Source organism: Pseudomonas sp. PDM27 (assembly GCF_019219205.1).
Classification (GTDB): Bacteria; Pseudomonadota; Gammaproteobacteria; order Pseudomonadales; family Pseudomonadaceae; genus Aquipseudomonas; species Aquipseudomonas laurylsulfatiphila.
Genome location: NZ_JAHUWF010000003.1, coordinates 280,035 through 299,435 on the forward strand (window position 1 = coordinate 280,035; position 19,401 = coordinate 299,435).

Consider the following 19,401-nt stretch of genomic DNA (forward strand, 5'->3'; position numbering starts at 1 on the left):
TGTCATTTGACTTTTTAGAGCATACACTCTAAAAAGTGCTTCATTACAATAAATCCGGAGCCGACCATGACTGCTGACATTTCCTACCTGCAAAACCTACAGCAGCCGCTGGAAGAGCTTCAGGCCCTGTTCGACGCTCAGCGTGTCGCCTACGCCGCCAACCCGATGCCACCCGCCGCGCAGCGTCAGCAATGGCTCAAGGCCCTGAAGGATTTATTGAACAGCGAACGCCAGGCCTTGATCGATGCGATCAGCCAGGACTTCAGCCATCGCAGCGCCGATGAAACCCTGGTCGCCGAACTGATGCCCAGCCTGCACGGCATCCATTACGCCAGCAAACACCTCAAGGGCTGGATGCGAGCTTCGCGGCGCAAGGTCGGTGTCGCATTCCAGCCCGCCTCTGCCAAAGTCGTTTACCAACCGCTGGGCGTGGTCGGGGTCATCGTGCCGTGGAACTACCCGCTGTACCTGGCCGTTGGTCCATTGGTCGGCGCGCTGTCGGCGGGCAACCGGGTGATGCTCAAGCTCAGTGAGTCGACCCCCGCGACCGGCCTGCTGATGAAGCAACTGCTGGCGCGCATCTTCCCCGAAGACCTGGTGTGCGTGGTCCTTGGCGAGGCAGATATTGGCGTGGCGTTTTCACGTCTGCCGTTCGATCACCTGCTGTTCACCGGCGCCACCAGCATTGGCAAACACGTGATGCGCGCCGCTGCGGAAAACCTGACCCCGGTGACCCTTGAGCTGGGCGGCAAGTCCCCGGCCATCGTTTCCCACGATGTACCGCTCAAGGACGCTGCCGAGCGCATCGCCTTCGGCAAAACCCTGAACGCCGGCCAGACCTGCGTAGCCCCGGACTATGTGCTGGTGCCGGAGGATCGCGTGGGAGGTTTCGTCGAAGCCTATCGTTCTGCCGTCCGCGGGTTTTATCCGACGCTGGCCGACAACCCGGACTACACCGCGATCATCAATGAGCGACAACTGGCGCGCCTCAACAGCTATATCAGCGACGCCACCAGCAAGGGTGCGTTGTTGATGCCGCTGTTCGACCAGGGCCAGGGCCGCCGCATGGGCCATAGCCTGCTGCTCAATGTCACCGACGAGATGACGGTGATGCAGGACGAAATCTTCGGGCCGCTGCTGCCGATCGTGCCGTACAAGGATCTGGACCAGGCGTTTGCCTACATCAATCAACGCCCGCGCCCACTGGCGCTGTATTACTTCGGCTACGACAAGCGCGAACAACAGCGCGTGCTGCACGAAACCCACTCCGGCGGCGTGTGCCTGAACGACACACTGCTGCACGTCGCCCAGGACGACATGCCGTTCGGCGGCATCGGTGCCTCGGGCATGGGTCACTACCATGGCCATGAAGGCTTCCTGACCTTCAGCAAGGCCAAGGGTGTCTTGATCAAACAGCGGTTCAACGCGGCGAAACTGATTTACCCGCCGTATGGCAAATCGATCCAGAAGCTGATCCAGAAGCTGTTCATCCGCTAACGATCATCACCGCCGGGAAATAACAAGAATGAATCCCAGTCTGTCCGATACACCCGCACTGTCACGGCGCGGGTTGCTCAAATTCAGCCTCGGCGCCAGCGCCTTTCTCGCCACTGCCGGGTTGGGCGCCAGCCTCAGCGGCTGTTCGGCGAGCGTCCCGGCCAGTGGCTTCGTCACGCTGCGCAGCGGCGACCTGCTGTTCTTGCGAGCGTTGATTCCGGTCATGCTCGATGGCGCCGTGACCTCCGATCGGATGCCCGAGACTGTCGAAGGCACACTTAAAAGCCTGGATTACAACCTCGCGCACCTGTCGCCGGAAATGCTCAAACTGACCCGCCAACTGTTCGATGTGCTGGGCATGGCCGTCACCCGCGGACCGTTGACCGGAATCTGGGGCAGCTGGGAAAACGCCAGCGCCGACGATATCCGGCACTTCCTCGATCGCTGGGAAAACAGCTCGTTGAGCCTGTTGCGCATGGGCCACAGCTCTTTACTGCAATTGGTGATGATGGCGTGGTACGGCCGCAAGGAATCCTGGGCGCATTGCGGGTATCCCGGGCCGCCTACGGTCTGAAACCGAGTCGACCCTATCGCGAGCAGGCTCGCTCCCACATTTGACCGTGCCCCCCCAATAATAAAAAGAGAACCCGAAGATGCCCGTACCCGATCCGTTTCGCGAAGGCATGGCCCGAGGCTGGAAAACCTACAACGGCTCACAACTGACCCAGGACCTGACACTCGAAGCAGACGTGGCGATCATCGGCAGCGGTGCCGGCGGCGGCACCACCGCCGAAATCCTCAGCGCGGCCGGTTACAAAGTGCTGCTGATCGAGGAAGGCCCGCTCAAGACCAGCAGCGACTTCAAACTGCTCGAAGACCAGGCCTACAGCAGCCTCTATCAGGAAGGCATCGGCCGCATGAGCAAGGATGGCGCAATCACCATCCTCCAGGGCCGGGCGGTGGGCGGCACCACGCTGATCAACTGGACCTCCAGTTTCCGCACCCCGGAACCGACCCTGGAACACTGGGCCAAAGAGCACAACGTCAAGGGTCACAGCCCGGCGGACATGGCACCGTGGTTCGAGAAAATGGAGCAGCGCCTGGGCGTCGCGCCGTGGATGGTGCCGCCCAACGCCAACAACGATGTGATCCGCAAGGGCTGCCAGGAACTCGGTTACAGCTGGCACGTCATCCCGCGCAACGTTCGCGGCTGCTGGAACCTCGGCTACTGCGGCATGGGCTGCCCGACCAACGCCAAGCAATCGATGATGGTCACCACCATTCCGGCGACCCTGGAAAAAGGCGGCGAGCTGCTTTATCTGGCCCGCGCCGAAAAACTCATGATCAGCGGCGACAAGATCACCGGCCTGCACTGCTCGGCGATGGATGATCGCTGCGTCGCACCGACCGGGCGCACCATCACGGTCAAGGCACGGCATTTCGTGCTGGCCGGTGGCGGCATCAACAGCCCGGCCTTGCTGATGCGCTCCGGGGCACCCGACCCGCACAAGCGCCTGGGCAAACGTACGTTCCTGCACCCGGTGAACATGTCCGCCGCGTTGTTCGACGAAGTCGTCAACCCGTTCTACGGCGCGCCGCAGTCGATCTATTCCGACCATTTCCAGTGGCAGGACGGCACAACCGGCAAAATGTCCTTCAAACTGGAGGTCCCGCCATTGCATCCGGCGCTGGCCGCAACCTTGCTCGGCGGTTTCGGGCAGGAGAATTCGCAACACATGGCCAATCTGCCCCATACCCACGCCATGCTGGCGTTGCTGCGGGACGGCTTTCACCCGGACAGCCCCGGTGGCAGCGTCGAATTGCGCAGCGACGACACACCGGTGCTGGATTACCAACTCTCACCTTACGCCTGGGATGGCTTGCGCCGGGCATTCCACAGCATGGCCGAGATCCAGTTTGCCGGTGGCGCCAAGGCCGTCATGCCGATGCACGCCGACGCCCGTTACGTGAAGACCCTCGCCGAAGCCCGTACGCTGATTGATGGCCTGAGCCTGGAGTTGTATCGCACGCGCCTGGGCAGTGCCCATGTGATGGGCGGCTGCGCCATGGGTGAAGACCCGACAAATGCTGTGACCGACAGCCTCGGCCGGCACCATCAGTTGGGCAATCTGTCGATCCACGACGGCTCGCTGTTCCCCACCAGCATTGGCGCCAACCCGCAGCTGTCGGTCTACGGACTGACCGCACAACTGGCGACTTCCCTGGCCGAGCGTTTAAAAAACTCATGAAAATGACGATTATTCCCATCGTCTATAGTGCTTTCTTACCCAACAGGCGACTTGGCCGACCGGGAAGGCTGCGATACCATCCGACTCCCCAACGGATTCCCGCCAGGACGACGCGATGAACCGAGTGTTGTACCCAGGTACCTTCGACCCTATTACCAAGGGCCATGGCGATCTGGTCGAACGCGCCTCGCGCCTGTTCGATCACGTGATCATCGCCGTCGCGGCCAGCCCGAAGAAAAACCCGCTGTTTCCTCTGGAACAACGGGTGGAACTGGCGCGCGAGGTCACTAAACATCTGCCGAACGTTGAAGTCGTCGGTTTCTCGACGCTGCTGGCGCATTTCGCCAAAGAGCAGAATGCCAACGTGTTCCTGCGTGGTTTGCGCGCGGTGTCGGACTTCGAATACGAATTCCAGCTGGCCAACATGAACCGCCAACTGGCGCCGGATGTGGAAAGCCTGTTCCTGACCCCGTCCGAGCGTTATTCGTTCATCTCCTCGACGCTGGTCCGTGAAATTGCGGCCCTGGGTGGCGATATCACCAAGTTCGTACACCCTGCGGTGGCGGACGCCCTGACCGAGCGCTTCAAGAAATAACCCCGCAATACTGTAGGAGCGAGCCTGCTCGCGATGGACGTCAACGATAACGCGGGAAACCTGACACCCCGCGGCGTTCTCGGCTTCATCGCCAGCAGGCTGGCTCCTACAGTGCGTCGCACCTGCGTGCAACACGGGCGCCAATGCGGCACAATTACACGCATTGGTTTATTGCGCCCGGGCCTGCCGCCCCGGCTGGAGTTAGCATGTCCCTGATCATCACCGACGATTGCATCAACTGCGACGTCTGCGAACCCGAGTGTCCGAACGCCGCCATTTCCCAGGGCGAAGAGATCTACGTGATCGACCCGAACCTGTGCACCCAGTGTGTCGGCCACTACGACGAACCGCAGTGCCAGCAGGTCTGCCCGGTGGATTGCATTCCACTGGACGAAGCCCATCCGGAGACTGAAGAGCAGTTGATGGAGAAGTACCGCAAGATTACCGGCAAGGCTTGAATGTTGTAGTGTTCTTTTGGGCGTCATCGCGAGCAAGCTCGCTCCCACATTAGATCTGGGCCGTTCACAAATCCCCTGTGGGAGCGAGCTTGCTCGCGAAGGCGTCATCAGCCTCACTGAAGCTATGACTGACTTTCAGCTCTGACAGCGCGGGCAAAAAACGCTGGCGCGCTGCCCCAGCTTCACTTCCCGCAGCCCCGTGCCACAGACCTTGCAGTGTTCGCCACCACGGCCGTACACGAACAGTTCCTGCTGGAAATAACCGGGCTGACCGTCACCACCGATAAAGTCCCGCAACGTTGTACCGCCGCGCTCGATGGCGGCCGCCAGGATGCGCTTGATCTCGATGGCCAGTTTCAAATACCGCGCACGGGAAATGCTCTTGGCTTCGCGGCGCGGGTCGATTCCGGCGGCGAACAACGCTTCGGTCGCATAGATATTGCCGACGCCCACCACCACCGCGTTATCCATGATGAACGGCTTGACCGCCATCGAACGGCCACGGGACTGCTGGAACAGGCGTTCGCCGTCGAACAGGTCGGTCAGCGGTTCCGGCCCCAGGCGAATCAGCAATTCGTGATTGAGCGGATCGAGGCTCCAGAGCATGGCGCCGAAGCGCCGCGGATCGGTGTAACGCAGGGCCAGGCCCGACTCCAGTTCGATGTCCACATGCTCATGCTTGGCCGCCGGCAACCCGGCCTCCACCAGACGCAAGTTGCCTGACATGCCCAAATGGCTGATCAAGGTGCCGACTTCGGCGTTGATCAGCAGGTATTTGGCGCGCCGCTCCACCAATACGATGCGCTGGCCGGACAGGCGCACATCGAGGTCCTCGGGGATCGGCCAACGCAGACGGCGATCACGCACGATCACCCGGCTGACGCGCTGGCCTTCCAGGTACGGCGCGATGCCGCGACGGGTGGTTTCGACTTCTGGCAATTCAGGCATGGTGCTCTCGGATCAGGCGCATGGCCTGGAAAGGTCCGACACTCAGCGATGAGTGCCGAGGTCGCGGATCGTCTGCTTGAGGGTCTCGAAGTCGTAGTCCGAGAGGCCGACATAATCGAGCACCAGCGGCGCGATGCTGTTCCACTCGTGATCTTCGGCCTGATTGCCCAGCACCCGATGCGACGCGCAAATGTGTTCGGCCATTTTCAGGATCGCCAACAGGTTCTTCAACGAACTGTTGCGCGAAGTCTCATCGCTGAACACCGCCAACGCATTGTGATGATTGGCGATCGCCGCGCTCACGTGCTCCGGCAGACGCCAGGACTTGGCCGTGTAATAACCGACCACCGAGTGATTGGTATTGAACACCTGATTCTCCGTGTCCACCACCCGGCATTCGGCGCTGGCGTTGGCATAGGCCTGCTCCAGAACACCCATGTAGTCGGGGAAACGCTGGAGCATCAAGGGCACGCCACAGTCGTGGAACAGGCCCAGGGCATAGGCTTCGTCGCCATTTTCAACGCCGATGCGCTTGGCCAGGGTCAGGCAGGTCATGGCCACGTCCTGAGCGGTGTCCCAGAAACGGTTCAGGGTGACAATGGTGTCGTCATTCATCTCGCCCTTGATCGACTGCGCATTGATCAGGTTGATGACCGAGCGGCTGCCCAGCAGATTGACCGCGCGCTGGATCGAGGCAATCTTGTTGCTCAGCCCGTAATACGGCGAATTGACGATCTTCAGCAGGGAACCGGAAAGACCCGGATCCTGGGATATCAGCTTGGCAATGACTTCCAGATCCGGGTCGGGCATGTACTGCTCCATCTGCAAATCCACCATGATCTGCGGCTGGGCCGGTACGCTGATGCCCTGCAGGGCGTGTTGGATCTGTTCGGAAGTCAGCTCTTGGGACATAGGTACACACTCTGGGTCAGACGGCGATTCTAACCTTTATGAAGTTGGATCCGACATACCAAATCGCAAGACAACCCTCGCCACATGTCCACTTGCAGGCCAATCCGGGGTCTCAACACGCTATACTCCCGCTCTTTTTTCCGGAGCGACGACATGTCCCTGCCTAGCCTGCGCCTCAAAGCCAACGCCGACCGTCGTCTGCGCAACGGTCACTTGTGGGTCTACAGCAACGAAATCGATGTAGCCGCTACGCCTTTGCACGGTTTCAAGGCCGGCGACCAGGCGATCCTCGAAGCCGCCGGCGGCAAACCGCTGGGCATCGTCGCCATGAGCCCGAACAACCTGATCTGCGCCCGTGTGCTGTCGCGCGACATCAAGCTGCCGCTGGACAAATCGCTGCTGGTGCACCGCCTGAACGTGGCCCTGTCCCTGCGCGAGCGCCTGTTCGACAAGCCGTTCTATCGCCTGGTCTACGGCGACTCCGACCTGCTGCCTGGCCTGGTGGTTGACCGTTTCGGCGACATCCTGGTGGTGCAGATCGCTTCGGCGACCATGGAAGCCCATAAAGACGACGTGATCGCGGCGCTGACCCAAGTGCTCAAGCCAAGCGGCATCCTGTTCAAGAACGACTCCGCCGCCCGTGACGCCGAAGGCCTCACCCGCTACGTCGAAACCGTGTTCGGCCTGGTGCCGGAGTGGGTCGCACTGGAAGAGAACGGCGTGAAATTCGAAGCACCGGTCATCCAGGGCCAGAAAACCGGCTGGTTCTACGACCACCGCATGAACCGCGCACGCCTGGCGCCGTACGCCAAAGGCAAACGCGTGCTGGACCTGTACAGCTACATCGGCGGCTGGGGCGTGCAGGCTGCCGCGTTCGGCGCCAGCGAAGTGTTCTGCGTCGATGCCTCGGCCTTCGCCCTTGACGGCGTCGAGCGCAACGCCGCGCTGAACGGCTTCGCCGAGAAAATGACCTGCATCGAAGGCGACGTGTTCGAAGCCCTCAAAGAGCTGAAAGCCAGCGAAGAACGCTTCGACGTGATCGTGGCCGACCCACCGGCGTTCATCAAACGCAAGAAAGACATGAAAAACGGCGAAGGCGCCTACCGCCGCCTGAACGAGCAAGCCATGCGCCTGCTCACCAAGGACGGCATCCTGGTCAGCGCATCGTGCTCGATGCACCTGCCGGAAGACGACCTGCAGAACATCCTGCTGACCAGCGCCCGTCACCTGGACCGCAACATCCAGATGCTGGAACGCGGCGGCCAGGGCCCGGATCATCCGGTGCACCCGGCGATTGCGGAAACCCGTTACATCAAGAGCATTACTTGCCGGTTGTTGCCGAACAGCTAAAACGCAAATCCATGTAGGAGCGAGCTTGCTCGCGATAGTCGTCAACGATAACGCGGGGAACCTGATACCCCGCGGCGTCTTTGATTTCATCGCGAGCAGGCTCGCTCCTACAGAGGTTCCCGGCATCAAAACAGGAAGCCTCCTACAGCGCTTTTGATTGAACTCCCTGCGTCCCAGACTAGTATCGGTTTCTGGTTTCAAGCATGAACGCTTGATCACTCCGGAAAACAAAAACAATGTCTGAGTCCTCTTACCCAGCTCTAAGTAGCGACCTGAAACGCCAACGGGCCTCCCGCTTTATCCTCATTACCAACATCTCGTTGATCAGTTTTTTTCCCGCTGAATATCCTCCTGCCTTCTTTTCCTGCCTTGGCCGGGGAGTTCAACACTTCAACCTCAGAAATCGCCCTATCCACCAGCCTGTTCACGCTGGTTTTTGCGATTTCTCAATTAATAACCGGCCCGCTCTCGGATAAGTGGGGGCGCAAGGAAGTTCTTCTTGGGTGCATCGTTGTTTCTACGCTCGGCTCGATAGGGTGCGTGCTGGCTACAGACTATCCGGGCTTCCTGCTATATCGCGTCATCCAGGCAATCGGGTGTGGTTTCTTTGTACTGGGTCATGCACTGGTGGAGGACTTGTTCGAAGAACAGGATCGCGCCCGAGTGCGAATTTATTACATGACACTAAGCGGCTCCTTTGTTGCACTATCGCCGCTATTGGGATCATGGTTGCAAACCACGTTCGATTGGCAGGGAAGTTTTTATGGTTTTGCGATCATGGCGCTCGGTATGTTTATCCATGCCCAAGTAATACTGCCATCCAAAGCAGTCAGCCATCAAAGAACACCGGTTTCCGTTCTACGCACACTGAAATCCATTGTTGGAAATCGAGACTTCATCCGCTACTGGTGGATTGCCGCGTTAGTGTTTGCCTGTTACTTCGCATTGATCAGCGTGACGCCGCTGATTTTCATGGATGAGTTGAAGTTATCCGAATACCAGTACGCGCTAGTGCTTATGGTGTATGGGTTGGCTTACTTCCTTGGTGGAGTAGTTGCCAGCGCCGTGCAGAAACACATCTCCCTCACACTACAAATCAACATCGGGCTCGGATTGCTGGGTGCCGCCGGTGTGTTGTTAGCATTGATCGTCAATTATGAATTGATGACAACTATCACCCTTCTCATACCGATGCTGATCAGTGCTCTGGCAGTCACCCTTGTGCGACCTGCCGCAATTTCCGCAGCCATGTTGCTGTTCTCAAACAGCGCCGGAACGGCAGCATCTGCAGGCAATAGCATTATGTTCATCACCGCCGCGGTCAGCAGCGCTGCGCTCGCACAAACCGGGGGCAATTTGCTGATGACCATTGCTGTTGGCTTCATCGCCTTCAGCCTTTGGGGGTTGCTGACGAATGCCAGGATAGGGCACTGACCTGTAGGAGCGAGCTTGCTCGCGATGGTCGTCAACGATAACGCGGGGAGTCTGGTGCCCCGCGGTGTTCTCGGGTCCATCGCGAGCAAGCTCGCTCCTACATTTACATGACATATCCAGAACCACTGTCACTGCGACAAGCACCCATTGCATACCTATCGTTTCTCTTCACATCTCAGAAGAGGACAACGGAATGTCCAGCACGCCGAAAGCCCATCAATTACGTACCGGTCGTCATTCAGAGCCTGGTCGCATCTATCTACTGACCGCAGTCACCCATGAACGGCAACCGATCTTCAAGGATTGGCGCATGGGTCGTCTGGTGGTGCAGGAATTCAGAAAAGCTCAGGAAACCGGCATTGCCACCTCTGTAGCCTGGGTGGTGATGCCAGACCATTTTCACTGGCTGGTGGAACTGCATAACGGTGATTTACCGAAACTGATGCAAGCCACTAAATCCCGCTGTGCACGACACATCAATAAGCAGCGAAGTCTGTGTGCACCGGTATGGCAAAAGGGCTACTTCGACCGAGCCTTGCGTCGCGAGGAAGATTTGAAAGCAGCAGCGCGATACATCATCGCCAACCCATTGCGCGCTGGGCTTGTCGCTCATGTAGGTGATTACTCGCTGTGGGATGCCATTTGGCTCTAATACACCCCCAACCGTGTAGGAGCGAGCTTGCTCGCGATGGTCGTCAACGATAACGCGGGAAACCTGGTACCCCGCGGCGTTCTCAGGTTCATCGCGAGCAGGCTCGCTCCTACAGAAAACGCGCCCGCACGTCTCGTAAGCGCCGCCTCCAGGTTTGCAGGCATTCCCTCCAGCCGCCAGCCGTGTAGAATCGCGAACATTCATCGCCAGTCATCCCCGGCGGGTTTATGAGCTCAAGCTGAAGCGCGCGGCGATCCCGCAAAGTTATCGGCAACTTCCGGACACGCGGCCATTTCTGAGTGTTCCAGACGTCAATAGAAGCTCACTTCCCTTTTGATACCTGATTAGCCGCCCGGAGTGCTTCATGCCTGATTACCGCTCGAAAACATCCACCCACGGCCGCAACATGGCCGGTGCACGCGCACTGTGGCGCGCCACGGGGATGAAAGATGACGACTTCAAGAAGCCGATCATCGCCATTGCCAACTCGTTCACCCAGTTCGTACCGGGCCACGTGCACCTCAAGGACCTGGGGCAACTGGTCGCCCGCGAGATCGAACGCGCTGGCGGCGTGGCCAAGGAATTCAACACCATCGCTGTCGATGACGGCATCGCCATGGGCCACGACGGCATGCTGTATTCGCTGCCGAGCCGCGAGATCATCGCCGACTCCGTCGAGTACATGGTCAACGCCCACTGCGCCGACGCCATTGTCTGCATTTCCAACTGCGACAAGATCACCCCTGGCATGCTGATGGCGTCCCTGCGCCTGAACATCCCGGTGATCTTCGTCTCCGGCGGCCCGATGGAAGCCGGCAAGACCAAACTCGCCTCCCACGGCCTCGACCTGGTCGACGCCATGGTGATCGCCGCCGACTCCAGCGCTTCTGACGAGAAAGTCGCTGAGTACGAGCGCAGCGCCTGCCCGACCTGCGGTTCGTGCTCCGGCATGTTCACCGCCAACTCGATGAACTGCCTGGTTGAAGCGCTGGGCCTGGCCTTGCCGGGCAACGGCTCGACCTTGGCCACCCACAGCGACCGCGAGCAGCTGTTCCTGCAGGCCGGCCGCACCATCGTTGAGCTGTGCAAGCGTTACTACGGCGAGAACGACGAGTCGGTATTGCCGCGCAACATCGCCAACTTCCAGGCCTTCGAAAACGCCATGACCCTGGACATCGCCATGGGCGGTTCCACCAACACCATCCTGCACTTGCTGGCCGCTGCCCAGGAAGCCGAGATCGATTTCGACCTGCGCGACATCGACCGTCTGTCCCGTCACGTGCCGCAACTGTGCAAGGTCGCGCCGAACATCCAGAAGTACCACATGGAAGACGTGCACCGCGCCGGCGGCATCTTCAGCATCCTCGGCTCGCTGGCCCGTGGCGGCCTGCTGCACACCCAGCTGCCGACCGTGCACAGCCGCAGCATGGAAGAAGCCATCGCCAAGTGGGACATCACCCAGACCAACGACGAAGCCGTGCACCACTTCTTCAAGGCAGGTCCGGCGGGCATCCCGACACAAACCGCGTTCAGCCAGTCGACCCGTTGGGAAACCCTGGACGACGACCGTGAAAACGGCTGCATCCGCAGTGTGGAGCACGCTTACTCGAAAGAGGGCGGCCTGGCCGTGCTCTACGGCAACATCGCCCTGGACGGCTGCGTGGTGAAAACCGCTGGCGTCGACGAGTCGATCCACGTCTTCGAAGGCAACGCGAAGATCTTCGAAAGCCAGGACAGCGCCGTACGCGGCATTCTCGCCGACGAAGTGAAGGAAGGCGACATCGTCATCATTCGCTACGAAGGCCCGAAAGGCGGCCCGGGCATGCAGGAAATGCTCTACCCGACCTCGTACCTGAAATCCAAAGGCCTGGGCAAAGCCTGCGCCCTGCTCACCGACGGCCGTTTCTCCGGCGGCACCTCGGGCCTGTCCATCGGCCACGCTTCGCCTGAAGCGGCTGCCGGCGGCGCGATCGGCCTGGTGCAGGACGGCGACAAAGTGCTGATCGACATTCCGAACCGCTCGATCAACCTGTTGGTCAGCGACGAAGAACTGGCCTCGCGCCGGGTCGAGCAGGACAAGAAAGGCTGGAAACCGGTGGAAGTGCGTCCACGTAAAGTGACCACTGCACTGAAAGCCTACGCCCTGCTGGCCACCAGTGCCGACAAGGGTGCCGTGCGTAACAAAGCGATGCTTGACGGGCTGTAAGCCTCAAGCATCGAACATAAAAATGCCCCGCCCAGTGCGGGGCATTTTTGTTTGCACAGATCCACTGTAGGAGCGAGCTTGCTCGCGATGGAAGCAAGGACGACACGTTAAACCAGAAAGAACGCGTCATCGTTAACGACCATCGCGAGCAAGCTCGCTCCTACAGTTAACAGCGTTTCCATTATTCCTGCGGGTCGAGGTTATCCAGCGCCTGGTTCACCGCCAGTTCGCCCAGCATGATGACCTGCGCTATCCCCAGCATCGTGCTGCGTTGAGAGCCTTCCAGCAGTCCGGCGAAATCGCTGGCCATGACATTGGCCGAGGCTAGGGATTCGCAGGCGTGGGCCAACAGGGTTTCGGTGTCGAGGCCCGGTGCGATGACGAATGTTTGGCTGGGTTTGCGCGGGGTGGCGTTGATGCGGGTGGACAGGTTGTCGGTATTTGGGGGATCGGGGGTAATTTTGAGCATAGATAAAACTCCTTACACCATAAGACAAGGAGCCATCACCCTCGCTACCAAACGAATAGGTGGCGGCCATGCGCAGGTTGGTAGACCGGGGTGTAAGGAAACCGGCGCGCCCGAAAGCGCCCTGTGCATGACCACCATAAAAAGCAGAGACGCAAGAACGTCTGCAAATCATGAGGCGTTGCACCCTACACAGCCGGGCTACCAAACCCGATCACTGATGTTCAGTGACAGGTAGACGGTAGAGTCCGGGGGTAAGGCGCACAAGCCGGCGGATTCTGGCGTAGTCGTAGTCCCTTACGCAAGAATGCGTAGGTTGCGACTGTCAGGAGATGTCGATCAAGCGGAGTCTTTCATTGCACCGACTGGCCTCATCGCGAGCAAGCTCGCTCCCACAGGGGATCTACGGTGTTCACACAGTCTGTGTTTCACCCGAGATCTTTGTGGGAGCGAGCTTGCTCGCGATGGAGGCGACTCGGCTTTATTGAATCTCTTCCGGCTTCACGACCACCCAGTTCTTGTCGGCAGTCACCGTCAAGCCTTCCTTGGCCTGGGCCGCGGCGTTCTTGGCCATCATGCCTTGGATCTGGGTCATGTACTTGTCCTTGCGGTTGACCCACAGGTGGATGCCGCCCTTGGCCACGTCAACACTGTGGAACAGCATGTAGCCGTCACTGCTCGGGGTATCGCCGCCAACCAGCACCGGTTTTTTCCACTGATCGATGTAGGTCAGGATCGCCGCCTGTTTGCCGGCCATCCAGGTCGCCGGGGTCCACAGGTACGGGGTCAGTTCCAGGCCGAGGTTGGCCTTCTCGTCATATTTGCCGTCAGTGATCTGCTTGCGCGCGGTGGTCAGTTCGCCCGTCTTCGGGTCCTTGAGCAGCAGCGACACGCCGATCACGTTCTGCGGTTTGACGTTGTAGCCGTACTTCGGATCGGCCGCGACCATGCGCACCAGTTCTTCGGAGGCGGCGGTCATCACGTAGACCTCGATGCCGTTCTCCATCAGCTTGTTGTACAACTCTTGCTGGCCGGTGAAGATTTTCGGCGGATTGACGTCGAGCTTCTTGAGCACGTCGCCTTCGTAATAAGTCGCCGGTACCGGCTTGCCAGACGCCATCATCTCGTCGACGTAGCCCTTGAGTTCCTTGAGGGTAAAGCCGGAGAAGACCTGGGCGACCCATGGATAGCAAACCATGTCGTCGAGTTCGCAGAGGCGGTAGTAGTAGCTGAACAGGCTTTCCTTGTGGTCGGCGGTGTCCTTGAACGGAATCAGTTTCAGAGAGGGATCGAGCTTGTCGCGGGTGATCAGGCCCTTGTTCTCCATGAACGGCAGCAACGACTCTTCGAGGTCGTAGCGGTAACTGGTGTTGTCCATGTCGAACACCGCGTAGTTACCCTTGTTGGCGTTGGCGGCGATCATCGCGTCCAGCGCCTTGGCCTGATCGGCTGGCCAGTGTTTCAGATCCGTTGCGAAAACCTGGCCGGCAAGGCCCAGGCAAAGTGCTGCAGCCAGTAATTTCGGTGCGAACTTCATTGGCGTTTCTCCCTGAATGTGAAAGAGATCGACGCTAACAAATAAGTGTGACAGTCCTCGTCTGTCAGCGACCGCCCGCGTCCCTTTCGCGCCAGTTGCATTTCTGACAGCGACATCCGCTTATTCCAAAAACGACGGATATCATACGTTTTTGATATTAATTCATTAGTTTTCAAGCTGTTAGGCTTGCCGGTTCGCGGTTGCCCAAGGGTGCAACCAGCACAAGTCTTATCGGAGTCTTCATGAATCTGCCGCTGATCCTCAATCTGCTGGTGTTCCTCGCCCTGCTCTTCGGCCTGGCGCAAACCCGCCACACGACATGGAGCCTGGCGAAAAAAGTCCTGCTCGCGCTGGTGCTGGGCGTGGCGTTCGGTGTGGCGTTGCACACGGTCTACGGTGCCGGCAACCCGGTACTGAAAGCCTCGATCGGCTGGTTCGATCTGGTGGGCAATGGTTATGTGCAATTGCTGCAAATGATCGTGATCCCGCTGGTGTTCGCCTCGATCCTCAGCGCCGTGGCTCGTCTGCACAACGCTTCGTCGCTGGGCAAGATCAGCTTCCTGACCATCGGCACGCTGCTGTTCACCACGGCCATTGCGGCGCTGATCGGCATCGGCCTGACCAACCTGTTCGGCCTGACCGCCGAAGGCCTGGTGGCCGGCACTCAGGAAATGGCGCGCCTGCAAACCATCCAGACCGATTACGCCGGCAAGGTCGCCGACCTGAATGTGCCGCAGCTGCTGCTGTCGTTCATTCCGCAAAACCCCTTCGCCGATCTGGCGCGGGCCAAGCCGACCTCGATCATCAGCGTGGTGATTTTCGCTGCGTTCCTGGGTGTCGCGGCGCTGCAATTGCTCAAGGACGATGCCGAGAAAGGTCAGAAAGTGATCAACGCCATCGACACCCTGCAAGCCTGGGTGATGCGTCTGGTGCGCCTGGTGATGAAGCTGACCCCGTACGGCGTGCTGGCGCTGATGACCAAAGTGGTCGCCGGTTCCAACCTGCAAGACATCATCAAGCTCGGCAGTTTCGTGGTGGTGTCCTACATCGGTCTGGGCCTGATGTTCGTGGTGCATGGCGTGCTGGTGTCGACCGCCGGGATCAACCCGCTGCGGTTCTTCCGCAAGATCTGGCCGGTGCTGACGTTTGCGTTCACCAGCCGTTCCAGCGCAGCGACGATTCCGTTGAGCATCGAAGCGCAGACCAGCCGCCTGGGCATCCCGCAATCCATTGCCAGTTTCGCCGCCTCGTTCGGCGCGACCATTGGCCAGAACGGCTGTGCCGGTCTGTACCCGGCGATGTTGGCGGTGATGGTGGCACCGACCGTGGGCATCAACCCGCTGGACCCATTGTGGATCGCGACGCTGGTGGCGATTGTGACGCTGAGCTCGGCCGGTGTGGCCGGTGTCGGTGGTGGCGCGACCTTTGCCGCGTTGATCGTGCTGCCGGCGATGGGCTTGCCGGTGTCACTGGTGGCGTTGCTGATTTCGGTCGAGCCGCTGATTGATATGGGGCGTACGGCGCTGAACGTGAGTGGTTCGATGACGGCCGGGGCGATTACCAGCCAGGTGATGCAGCAGACCGATAAGGCGCTGCTGGATGCAGATGAGCATTCGGCGTTGGCGCAGGCTTGAGTAGCGTCTGATAGACCGCTATCGCGAGCAAGCTCGCTCCCACAGGGATCTGTGGTGCTCACACAATTTGTGATTCACCTCAAAACACTGTGGGAGCGAGCTTGCTCGCGATGCTTTTAGGCTTTTTCCCAGACTTCGAAGCTATACGCCGGCTTGTCGCCTTCCGCCGGATTCGGCACATCCGATACCAGTTTCCATTCCTTCAAATCAAACTCCGGAAACCACGCATCCCCTTCCGGACTCAGCGCCACGCGGGTCAGGTACAACCGGTCAGCCTGTGTCAGTCCTTGCGCATACAACTGCGCGCCGCCAATCAGCATCAATTCATCGACGCCCTGTTCCTTCGCCCATGCTTCGGCGCGAACGACGGCGGCTTCCAGCGACGGATAAACTTCCGCGCCTTCGAGTTGCAGATCCGCCTGGCGACTGACCACGATGTTCAGGCGGCCCGGCAGCGGACGACCGAGAGAATCCCAGGTCTTGCGACCCATGATGATCGGCTTGCCGAGGGTGGTGGCCTTGAAATATTTGAAGTCCCCCGGCAAGTGCCAGGGCATGCTGTTGTCGACGCCGATCACACGGTTTTCACCGAGGGCTGCGATCAGGCTGAGGGGGAGTGATTTAGTCATGCCGGCGAGGATACCAGAGCCTCGCTTTCGCCGATAAGCGCCACAGCGGTTATGCTCACAGCTCATTTAAGCGACGGGATGCCGCGTGACTGAACTCAATACCCTCTGGCTGACAGAAACCATCCGCCTGCGCGAAGAACACGCAGGCCCCCTGGAAGACCTGGAAGCCAACCGACTGGCCCGCAGCGCCGGCGGCGATTTGCCAGCGCGCATTCAACGTCGCGCCCTGTGGCTGGCTGAACGCGATGGCCTGACTGCAGCCCTCAAACACTGGCTGCAAGGCGCACGACTGGCGCTGATCGTAATGGCCGTGCTGGCGGTGATCAGCGGTGCCGGCCTAGCCTTCGCGGCTATGGGCGACGGCCTGCACCCGGTGAATGTGTTCTGGGCCTTGGGCAGCCTGCTCGGGCTCAATCTGGTCCTGTTGCTGAGTTGGGCGTTGGGACTGGTGTTTGCCGGCGAACACGGCGCCAGCCTCGGACGCCTGTGGCTATGGCTCAGCGAAAAACTCGCTCGTGACGCCAAAGCCGCGCAGTTGGCCCCCGCCCTGCTCCTGTTACTGCAACGGCAGAAACTCAATCGCTGGGCCATCGGTGTGCTGGTCAACAGCCTGTGGTTGCTGGCGATGCTCAGCGCGCTGGTGATCCTGCTGATGTTGATGGCGACCCGGCGCTACGGCTTCGTCTGGGAAACCACGATCCTCAGTGCCGACACCTTTATCGCCGTCACCCAGGCGCTGGGTGCGTTGCCGGCCCTGCTTGGCTTCAGTGTGCCGACCGTGGAGATGATTCGCGCCAGTGGCGATGCCGCACTGAACATCGAAAGCGCCCGCCAGGCCTGGGCCGCCTGGCTGGTGGGCGTACTGCTGGTCTACGGCGTTTTGCCGCGCCTGCTGCTCGCGCTGTTTTGCCTGTGGCGCTGGAAGACAGGGCAAACGGCGCTGCGTCTGGATTTGAACCTGCCCGGTTACGCGCAACTGCGTGAACGCTTGATGCCCACCAGCGAGCGCCTCGGCGTCAGCGATGCGGCACCGGCGCAACTGCATCGCGTGGAAAGCGGTGTCACCGAGCAGCAAAGCGACGGCGCGCTGTTGGTCGCCATCGAACTGGACGACCAACGCCCGTGGCCACCGCCATTGCCGAAAAACGTCAGTAACGCCGGCATCCTCGACAGTCGCGAGTCGCGGCACAAACTCCTCGAACAACTGAGCCGCTTTCCCCCGGCACGCCTGGCCATCGCCTGCGATCCACAGCGCTCGCCGGATCGCGGCAGCCTGGCCTTGATTGCCGAACTGGCCCGCAGCGCCAGCGCCACCCGCGTGTGGTTGTTGCAGGCGCCGCCCGGTGAAGCGCTGGACGCCGAACGCCTGGGCGATTGGCACGTGGCGCTGCAACAGCTTGAGTTGCCGTTTGCCGATTGTGCACCGATGAACTGGCTGGAGACGGGTCATGACTGACACCAGGAAGCAGCCTCTGAAACTTGCCGTGGTCGGTCACACCAACGTCGGTAAAACCTCGTTGTTGCGCACCCTGACCCGCGACGTCGGTTTCGGTGAAGTGTCCCATCGTCCCAGTACCACGCGGCACGTCGAAGGCGCACGGCTGTCGGTGGACGGCGAGCCACTGCTCGACCTCTACGACACCCCTGGCCTGGAAGACGCCATCGCCCTGCTCGATTATCTCGAGCGCCTGGAACGCCCAGGTGAACGCCTCGACGGTCCGGCACGCCTGGCGCGTTTCCTGGATGGCAGCGAAGCCCGGCAACGCTTCGAACAGGAAGCCAAGGTGCTGCGCCAGTTGCTGGCGTCGGATGCCGGTCTTTATGTGATCGACGCCCGTGAGCCGGTGCTGGCCAAGTATCGCGACGAGCTGGAAGTGTTGGCCAGTTGCGGCAAACCCTTGCTGCCGGTGCTGAATTTCGTCAGCAGCGCCAACCACCGCGAACCGGCCTGGCGTGAAGCGCTGGCGCGGCTGGGCTTGCATGCCCTGGTGCGTTTCGACAGTGTCGCGCCGCCAGAAGATGGCGAACGTCGACTCTATGAAAGTCTGGCCCTGTTGCTGGAAACGGCCCGGCCGCAACTCGAGCGCCTGATCGCCGATCAGCAGGCCCAGCGTCTGGCTCGCCAGCAAAGCGCGGAGCGATTGATTGCCGAATTGCTGATCGATTGCGCGGCTTGCCGGCGCAGCGTGGTCAGTGAAGCCGAGCAGGAACAACAGGCGATCAGCGAATTGCGCAAAGCCGTACGCCAGCGCGAGCAGCGCTGCGTCGAGGCCCTGCTCAAGCTCTACGCCTTCCGCCCAGAGGATGCCGCGGCCAGTGATTTGCCGCTGCTCGATGGCCGTTGGGGTGATGATCTGTTCAACCCGGAAACCCTCAAGCAACTGGGTGTGCGCGTCGGCGGTGGAATTGCCGCAGGCGCCGCTGCCGGGGCCGGGGTCGATTTGCTGGTGGGCGGGATTACGCTCGGCGCCGCTGCACTGGCCGGCGCCATCGCCGGTGGCGCCCTGCAAACCGCACGCAGTTATGGCAACCGCTTGCTGGGCAAGATCAAGGGCCAGCGAGAACTGACGGTGGATGACAACGTGCTGCGCCTGCTGGCGCTGCGCCAGCGGCAATTGCTGCAGGCGCTGAACGCCCGCGGGCATGCGGCGATGGACAGCATCCAGGTGGCCACGCCTCAGGAAAAGAGCTGGCGCGAAGGCAAGCTGCCCGAGGCGTTGAGCAAGGCGCGGGCGCATCCGCAGTGGTCGTCGTTGAATCCGCATCCGAAGTTGAATCAGGCGGAGCGGCAGGAGCAGGTTGAGGTGTTGGCGCAGCAGTTGTGAACTTGCTGA

16 protein-coding genes and 1 pseudogene are annotated in these 19,401 nt (G+C 60.4%); 12 read left to right on the plus strand and 5 right to left on the minus strand.

Going from position 1 to position 19,401, the window contains the following annotated elements; all coding sequences use genetic code 11:
• Positions 1-66 precede the first annotated feature (66 nt).
• From KW838_RS09125 to KW838_RS09145, 5 genes are all read left to right on the plus strand, one after another.
• Positions 67-1,497: a coniferyl aldehyde dehydrogenase gene (locus tag KW838_RS09125; protein WP_218500935.1), complete on the plus strand. Its 1,431-nt coding sequence runs from the start codon at positions 67-69 to the stop codon at positions 1,495-1,497.
• Between the two features lie 28 nt (positions 1,498-1,525).
• The gene (locus KW838_RS09130; RefSeq protein ID WP_218500936.1) at positions 1,526-2,071 is read left to right on the plus strand and encodes a twin-arginine translocation pathway signal protein; all 546 of its coding nucleotides are present in this window, start codon (positions 1,526-1,528) and stop codon (positions 2,069-2,071) included.
• Positions 2,072-2,150: 79 nt separating this feature from the next.
• Complete coding sequence (locus tag KW838_RS09135) at positions 2,151-3,746, plus strand: GMC family oxidoreductase (protein ID WP_218500937.1); 1,596 nt, start codon at positions 2,151-2,153, stop codon at positions 3,744-3,746.
• Positions 3,747-3,861: 115 nt separating this feature from the next.
• Positions 3,862-4,341 carry a pantetheine-phosphate adenylyltransferase gene (coaD, locus tag KW838_RS09140; RefSeq protein ID WP_007975368.1) on the plus strand — a complete coding sequence of 160 codons (480 nt, stop codon included), beginning with the start codon at positions 3,862-3,864 and terminating at the stop codon, positions 4,339-4,341.
• Positions 4,342-4,547: 206 nt separating this feature from the next.
• On the plus strand, positions 4,548-4,799 hold the full coding sequence (locus KW838_RS09145) for a YfhL family 4Fe-4S dicluster ferredoxin (RefSeq protein WP_003195146.1): 252 nt from the start codon (positions 4,548-4,550) through the stop codon (positions 4,797-4,799).
• A gap of 135 nt (positions 4,800-4,934) precedes the next feature.
• Here KW838_RS09145 and mutM read toward each other — a convergent pair whose 3' ends face one another.
• Both mutM and KW838_RS09155 read right to left on the minus strand, forming a co-directional pair.
• On the minus strand, positions 4,935-5,747 hold the full coding sequence (gene mutM, locus KW838_RS09150; RefSeq protein WP_015097228.1) for a bifunctional DNA-formamidopyrimidine glycosylase/DNA-(apurinic or apyrimidinic site) lyase: 813 nt from the start codon (positions 5,745-5,747) through the stop codon (positions 4,935-4,937).
• A 42-nt stretch (positions 5,748-5,789) separates the two neighbouring features.
• Positions 5,790-6,659, minus strand: a complete 870-nt coding sequence (locus KW838_RS09155) for an HDOD domain-containing protein (RefSeq protein WP_218481150.1) — start codon at positions 6,657-6,659, stop codon at positions 5,790-5,792.
• Between the two features lie 153 nt (positions 6,660-6,812).
• Here KW838_RS09155 and KW838_RS09160 point away from each other — a divergent pair, with 153 nt between their 5' ends.
• The 4 genes and pseudogenes from KW838_RS09160 to ilvD all read left to right on the plus strand — a co-directional run bounded on the left by KW838_RS09160 (position 6,813) and on the right by ilvD (position 12,301).
• Positions 6,813-8,009: a class I SAM-dependent rRNA methyltransferase gene (locus KW838_RS09160; protein WP_007978942.1), complete on the plus strand. Its 1,197-nt coding sequence runs from the start codon at positions 6,813-6,815 to the stop codon at positions 8,007-8,009.
• Between the two features lie 236 nt (positions 8,010-8,245).
• A pseudogene (locus KW838_RS09165) lies at positions 8,246-9,443 on the plus strand (MFS transporter).
• Positions 9,444-9,636: 193 nt separating this feature from the next.
• The gene (locus KW838_RS09170; RefSeq protein WP_102673478.1) at positions 9,637-10,095 is read left to right on the plus strand and encodes a transposase; all 459 of its coding nucleotides are present in this window, start codon (positions 9,637-9,639) and stop codon (positions 10,093-10,095) included.
• Positions 10,096-10,459: 364 nt separating this feature from the next.
• The gene (gene ilvD, locus KW838_RS09175) at positions 10,460-12,301 is read left to right on the plus strand and encodes a dihydroxy-acid dehydratase (RefSeq protein WP_218500938.1); all 1,842 of its coding nucleotides are present in this window, start codon (positions 10,460-10,462) and stop codon (positions 12,299-12,301) included.
• 181 nt (positions 12,302-12,482) lie between these two features.
• Here ilvD and KW838_RS09180 read toward each other — a convergent pair whose 3' ends face one another.
• On the minus strand, positions 12,483-12,770 hold the full coding sequence (locus tag KW838_RS09180; protein WP_218500939.1) for a DUF6124 family protein: 288 nt from the start codon (positions 12,768-12,770) through the stop codon (positions 12,483-12,485).
• A gap of 478 nt (positions 12,771-13,248) precedes the next feature.
• Positions 13,249-14,304 carry a haloacid dehalogenase-like hydrolase gene (locus KW838_RS09185; protein ID WP_218500940.1) on the minus strand — a complete coding sequence of 352 codons (1,056 nt, stop codon included), beginning with the start codon at positions 14,302-14,304 and terminating at the stop codon, positions 13,249-13,251.
• 242 nt (positions 14,305-14,546) lie between these two features.
• On the opposite strand from KW838_RS09185, the gene KW838_RS09190 reads away from it, so the two are divergent.
• A complete protein-coding gene (locus KW838_RS09190) occupies positions 14,547-15,938 on the plus strand; it encodes an L-cystine transporter (protein ID WP_218500941.1) in 1,392 nt (463 codons plus the stop codon).
• A gap of 116 nt (positions 15,939-16,054) precedes the next feature.
• On the opposite strand, the gene KW838_RS09195 is transcribed toward KW838_RS09190, so the two are convergent.
• On the minus strand, positions 16,055-16,567 hold the full coding sequence (locus KW838_RS09195) for a dihydrofolate reductase (protein WP_218500942.1): 513 nt from the start codon (positions 16,565-16,567) through the stop codon (positions 16,055-16,057).
• An 85-nt stretch (positions 16,568-16,652) separates the two neighbouring features.
• On the opposite strand from KW838_RS09195, the gene KW838_RS09200 reads away from it, so the two are divergent.
• Positions 16,653-18,023 (plus strand): DUF2868 domain-containing protein, encoded by a 1,371-nt coding sequence (locus KW838_RS09200; RefSeq protein ID WP_218500943.1) that lies wholly within the window; start codon positions 16,653-16,655, stop codon positions 18,021-18,023.
• Complete coding sequence (locus KW838_RS09205; protein ID WP_218500944.1) at positions 18,016-19,392, plus strand: GTPase/DUF3482 domain-containing protein; 1,377 nt, start codon at positions 18,016-18,018, stop codon at positions 19,390-19,392. The genes KW838_RS09200 and KW838_RS09205 overlap by 8 nt, the downstream gene beginning before the upstream one ends.
• Positions 19,393-19,401 lie beyond the last annotated feature (9 nt).

What these genes read in the sequence shown, in the direction of transcription:
- KW838_RS09125 (WP_218500935.1), top strand. Translation starts at nt 67, where the DNA reads ATGACTGCTGACATTTCCTACCTGCAAAACCTACAGCAGCCGCTGGAA.
- KW838_RS09130 (WP_218500936.1), top strand. Translation starts at nt 1,526, where the DNA reads ATGAATCCCAGTCTGTCCGATACACCCGCACTGTCACGGCGCGGGTTG.
- KW838_RS09135 (WP_218500937.1), top strand. Translation starts at nt 2,151, where the DNA reads ATGCCCGTACCCGATCCGTTTCGCGAAGGCATGGCCCGAGGCTGGAAA.
- coaD (WP_007975368.1), top strand. Translation starts at nt 3,862, where the DNA reads ATGAACCGAGTGTTGTACCCAGGTACCTTCGACCCTATTACCAAGGGC.
- KW838_RS09145 (WP_003195146.1), top strand. Translation starts at nt 4,548, where the DNA reads ATGTCCCTGATCATCACCGACGATTGCATCAACTGCGACGTCTGCGAA.
- mutM (WP_015097228.1), bottom strand. Translation starts at nt 5,747, where the DNA reads ATGCCTGAATTGCCAGAAGTCGAAACCACCCGTCGCGGCATCGCGCCG.
- KW838_RS09155 (WP_218481150.1), bottom strand. Translation starts at nt 6,659, where the DNA reads ATGTCCCAAGAGCTGACTTCCGAACAGATCCAACACGCCCTGCAGGGC.
- KW838_RS09160 (WP_007978942.1), top strand. Translation starts at nt 6,813, where the DNA reads ATGTCCCTGCCTAGCCTGCGCCTCAAAGCCAACGCCGACCGTCGTCTG.
- KW838_RS09170 (WP_102673478.1), top strand. Translation starts at nt 9,637, where the DNA reads ATGTCCAGCACGCCGAAAGCCCATCAATTACGTACCGGTCGTCATTCA.
- ilvD (WP_218500938.1), top strand. Translation starts at nt 10,460, where the DNA reads ATGCCTGATTACCGCTCGAAAACATCCACCCACGGCCGCAACATGGCC.
- KW838_RS09180 (WP_218500939.1), bottom strand. Translation starts at nt 12,770, where the DNA reads ATGCTCAAAATTACCCCCGATCCCCCAAATACCGACAACCTGTCCACC.
- KW838_RS09185 (WP_218500940.1), bottom strand. Translation starts at nt 14,304, where the DNA reads ATGAAGTTCGCACCGAAATTACTGGCTGCAGCACTTTGCCTGGGCCTT.
- KW838_RS09190 (WP_218500941.1), top strand. Translation starts at nt 14,547, where the DNA reads ATGAATCTGCCGCTGATCCTCAATCTGCTGGTGTTCCTCGCCCTGCTC.
- KW838_RS09195 (WP_218500942.1), bottom strand. Translation starts at nt 16,567, where the DNA reads ATGACTAAATCACTCCCCCTCAGCCTGATCGCAGCCCTCGGTGAAAAC.
- KW838_RS09205 (WP_218500944.1), top strand. Translation starts at nt 18,016, where the DNA reads ATGACTGACACCAGGAAGCAGCCTCTGAAACTTGCCGTGGTCGGTCAC.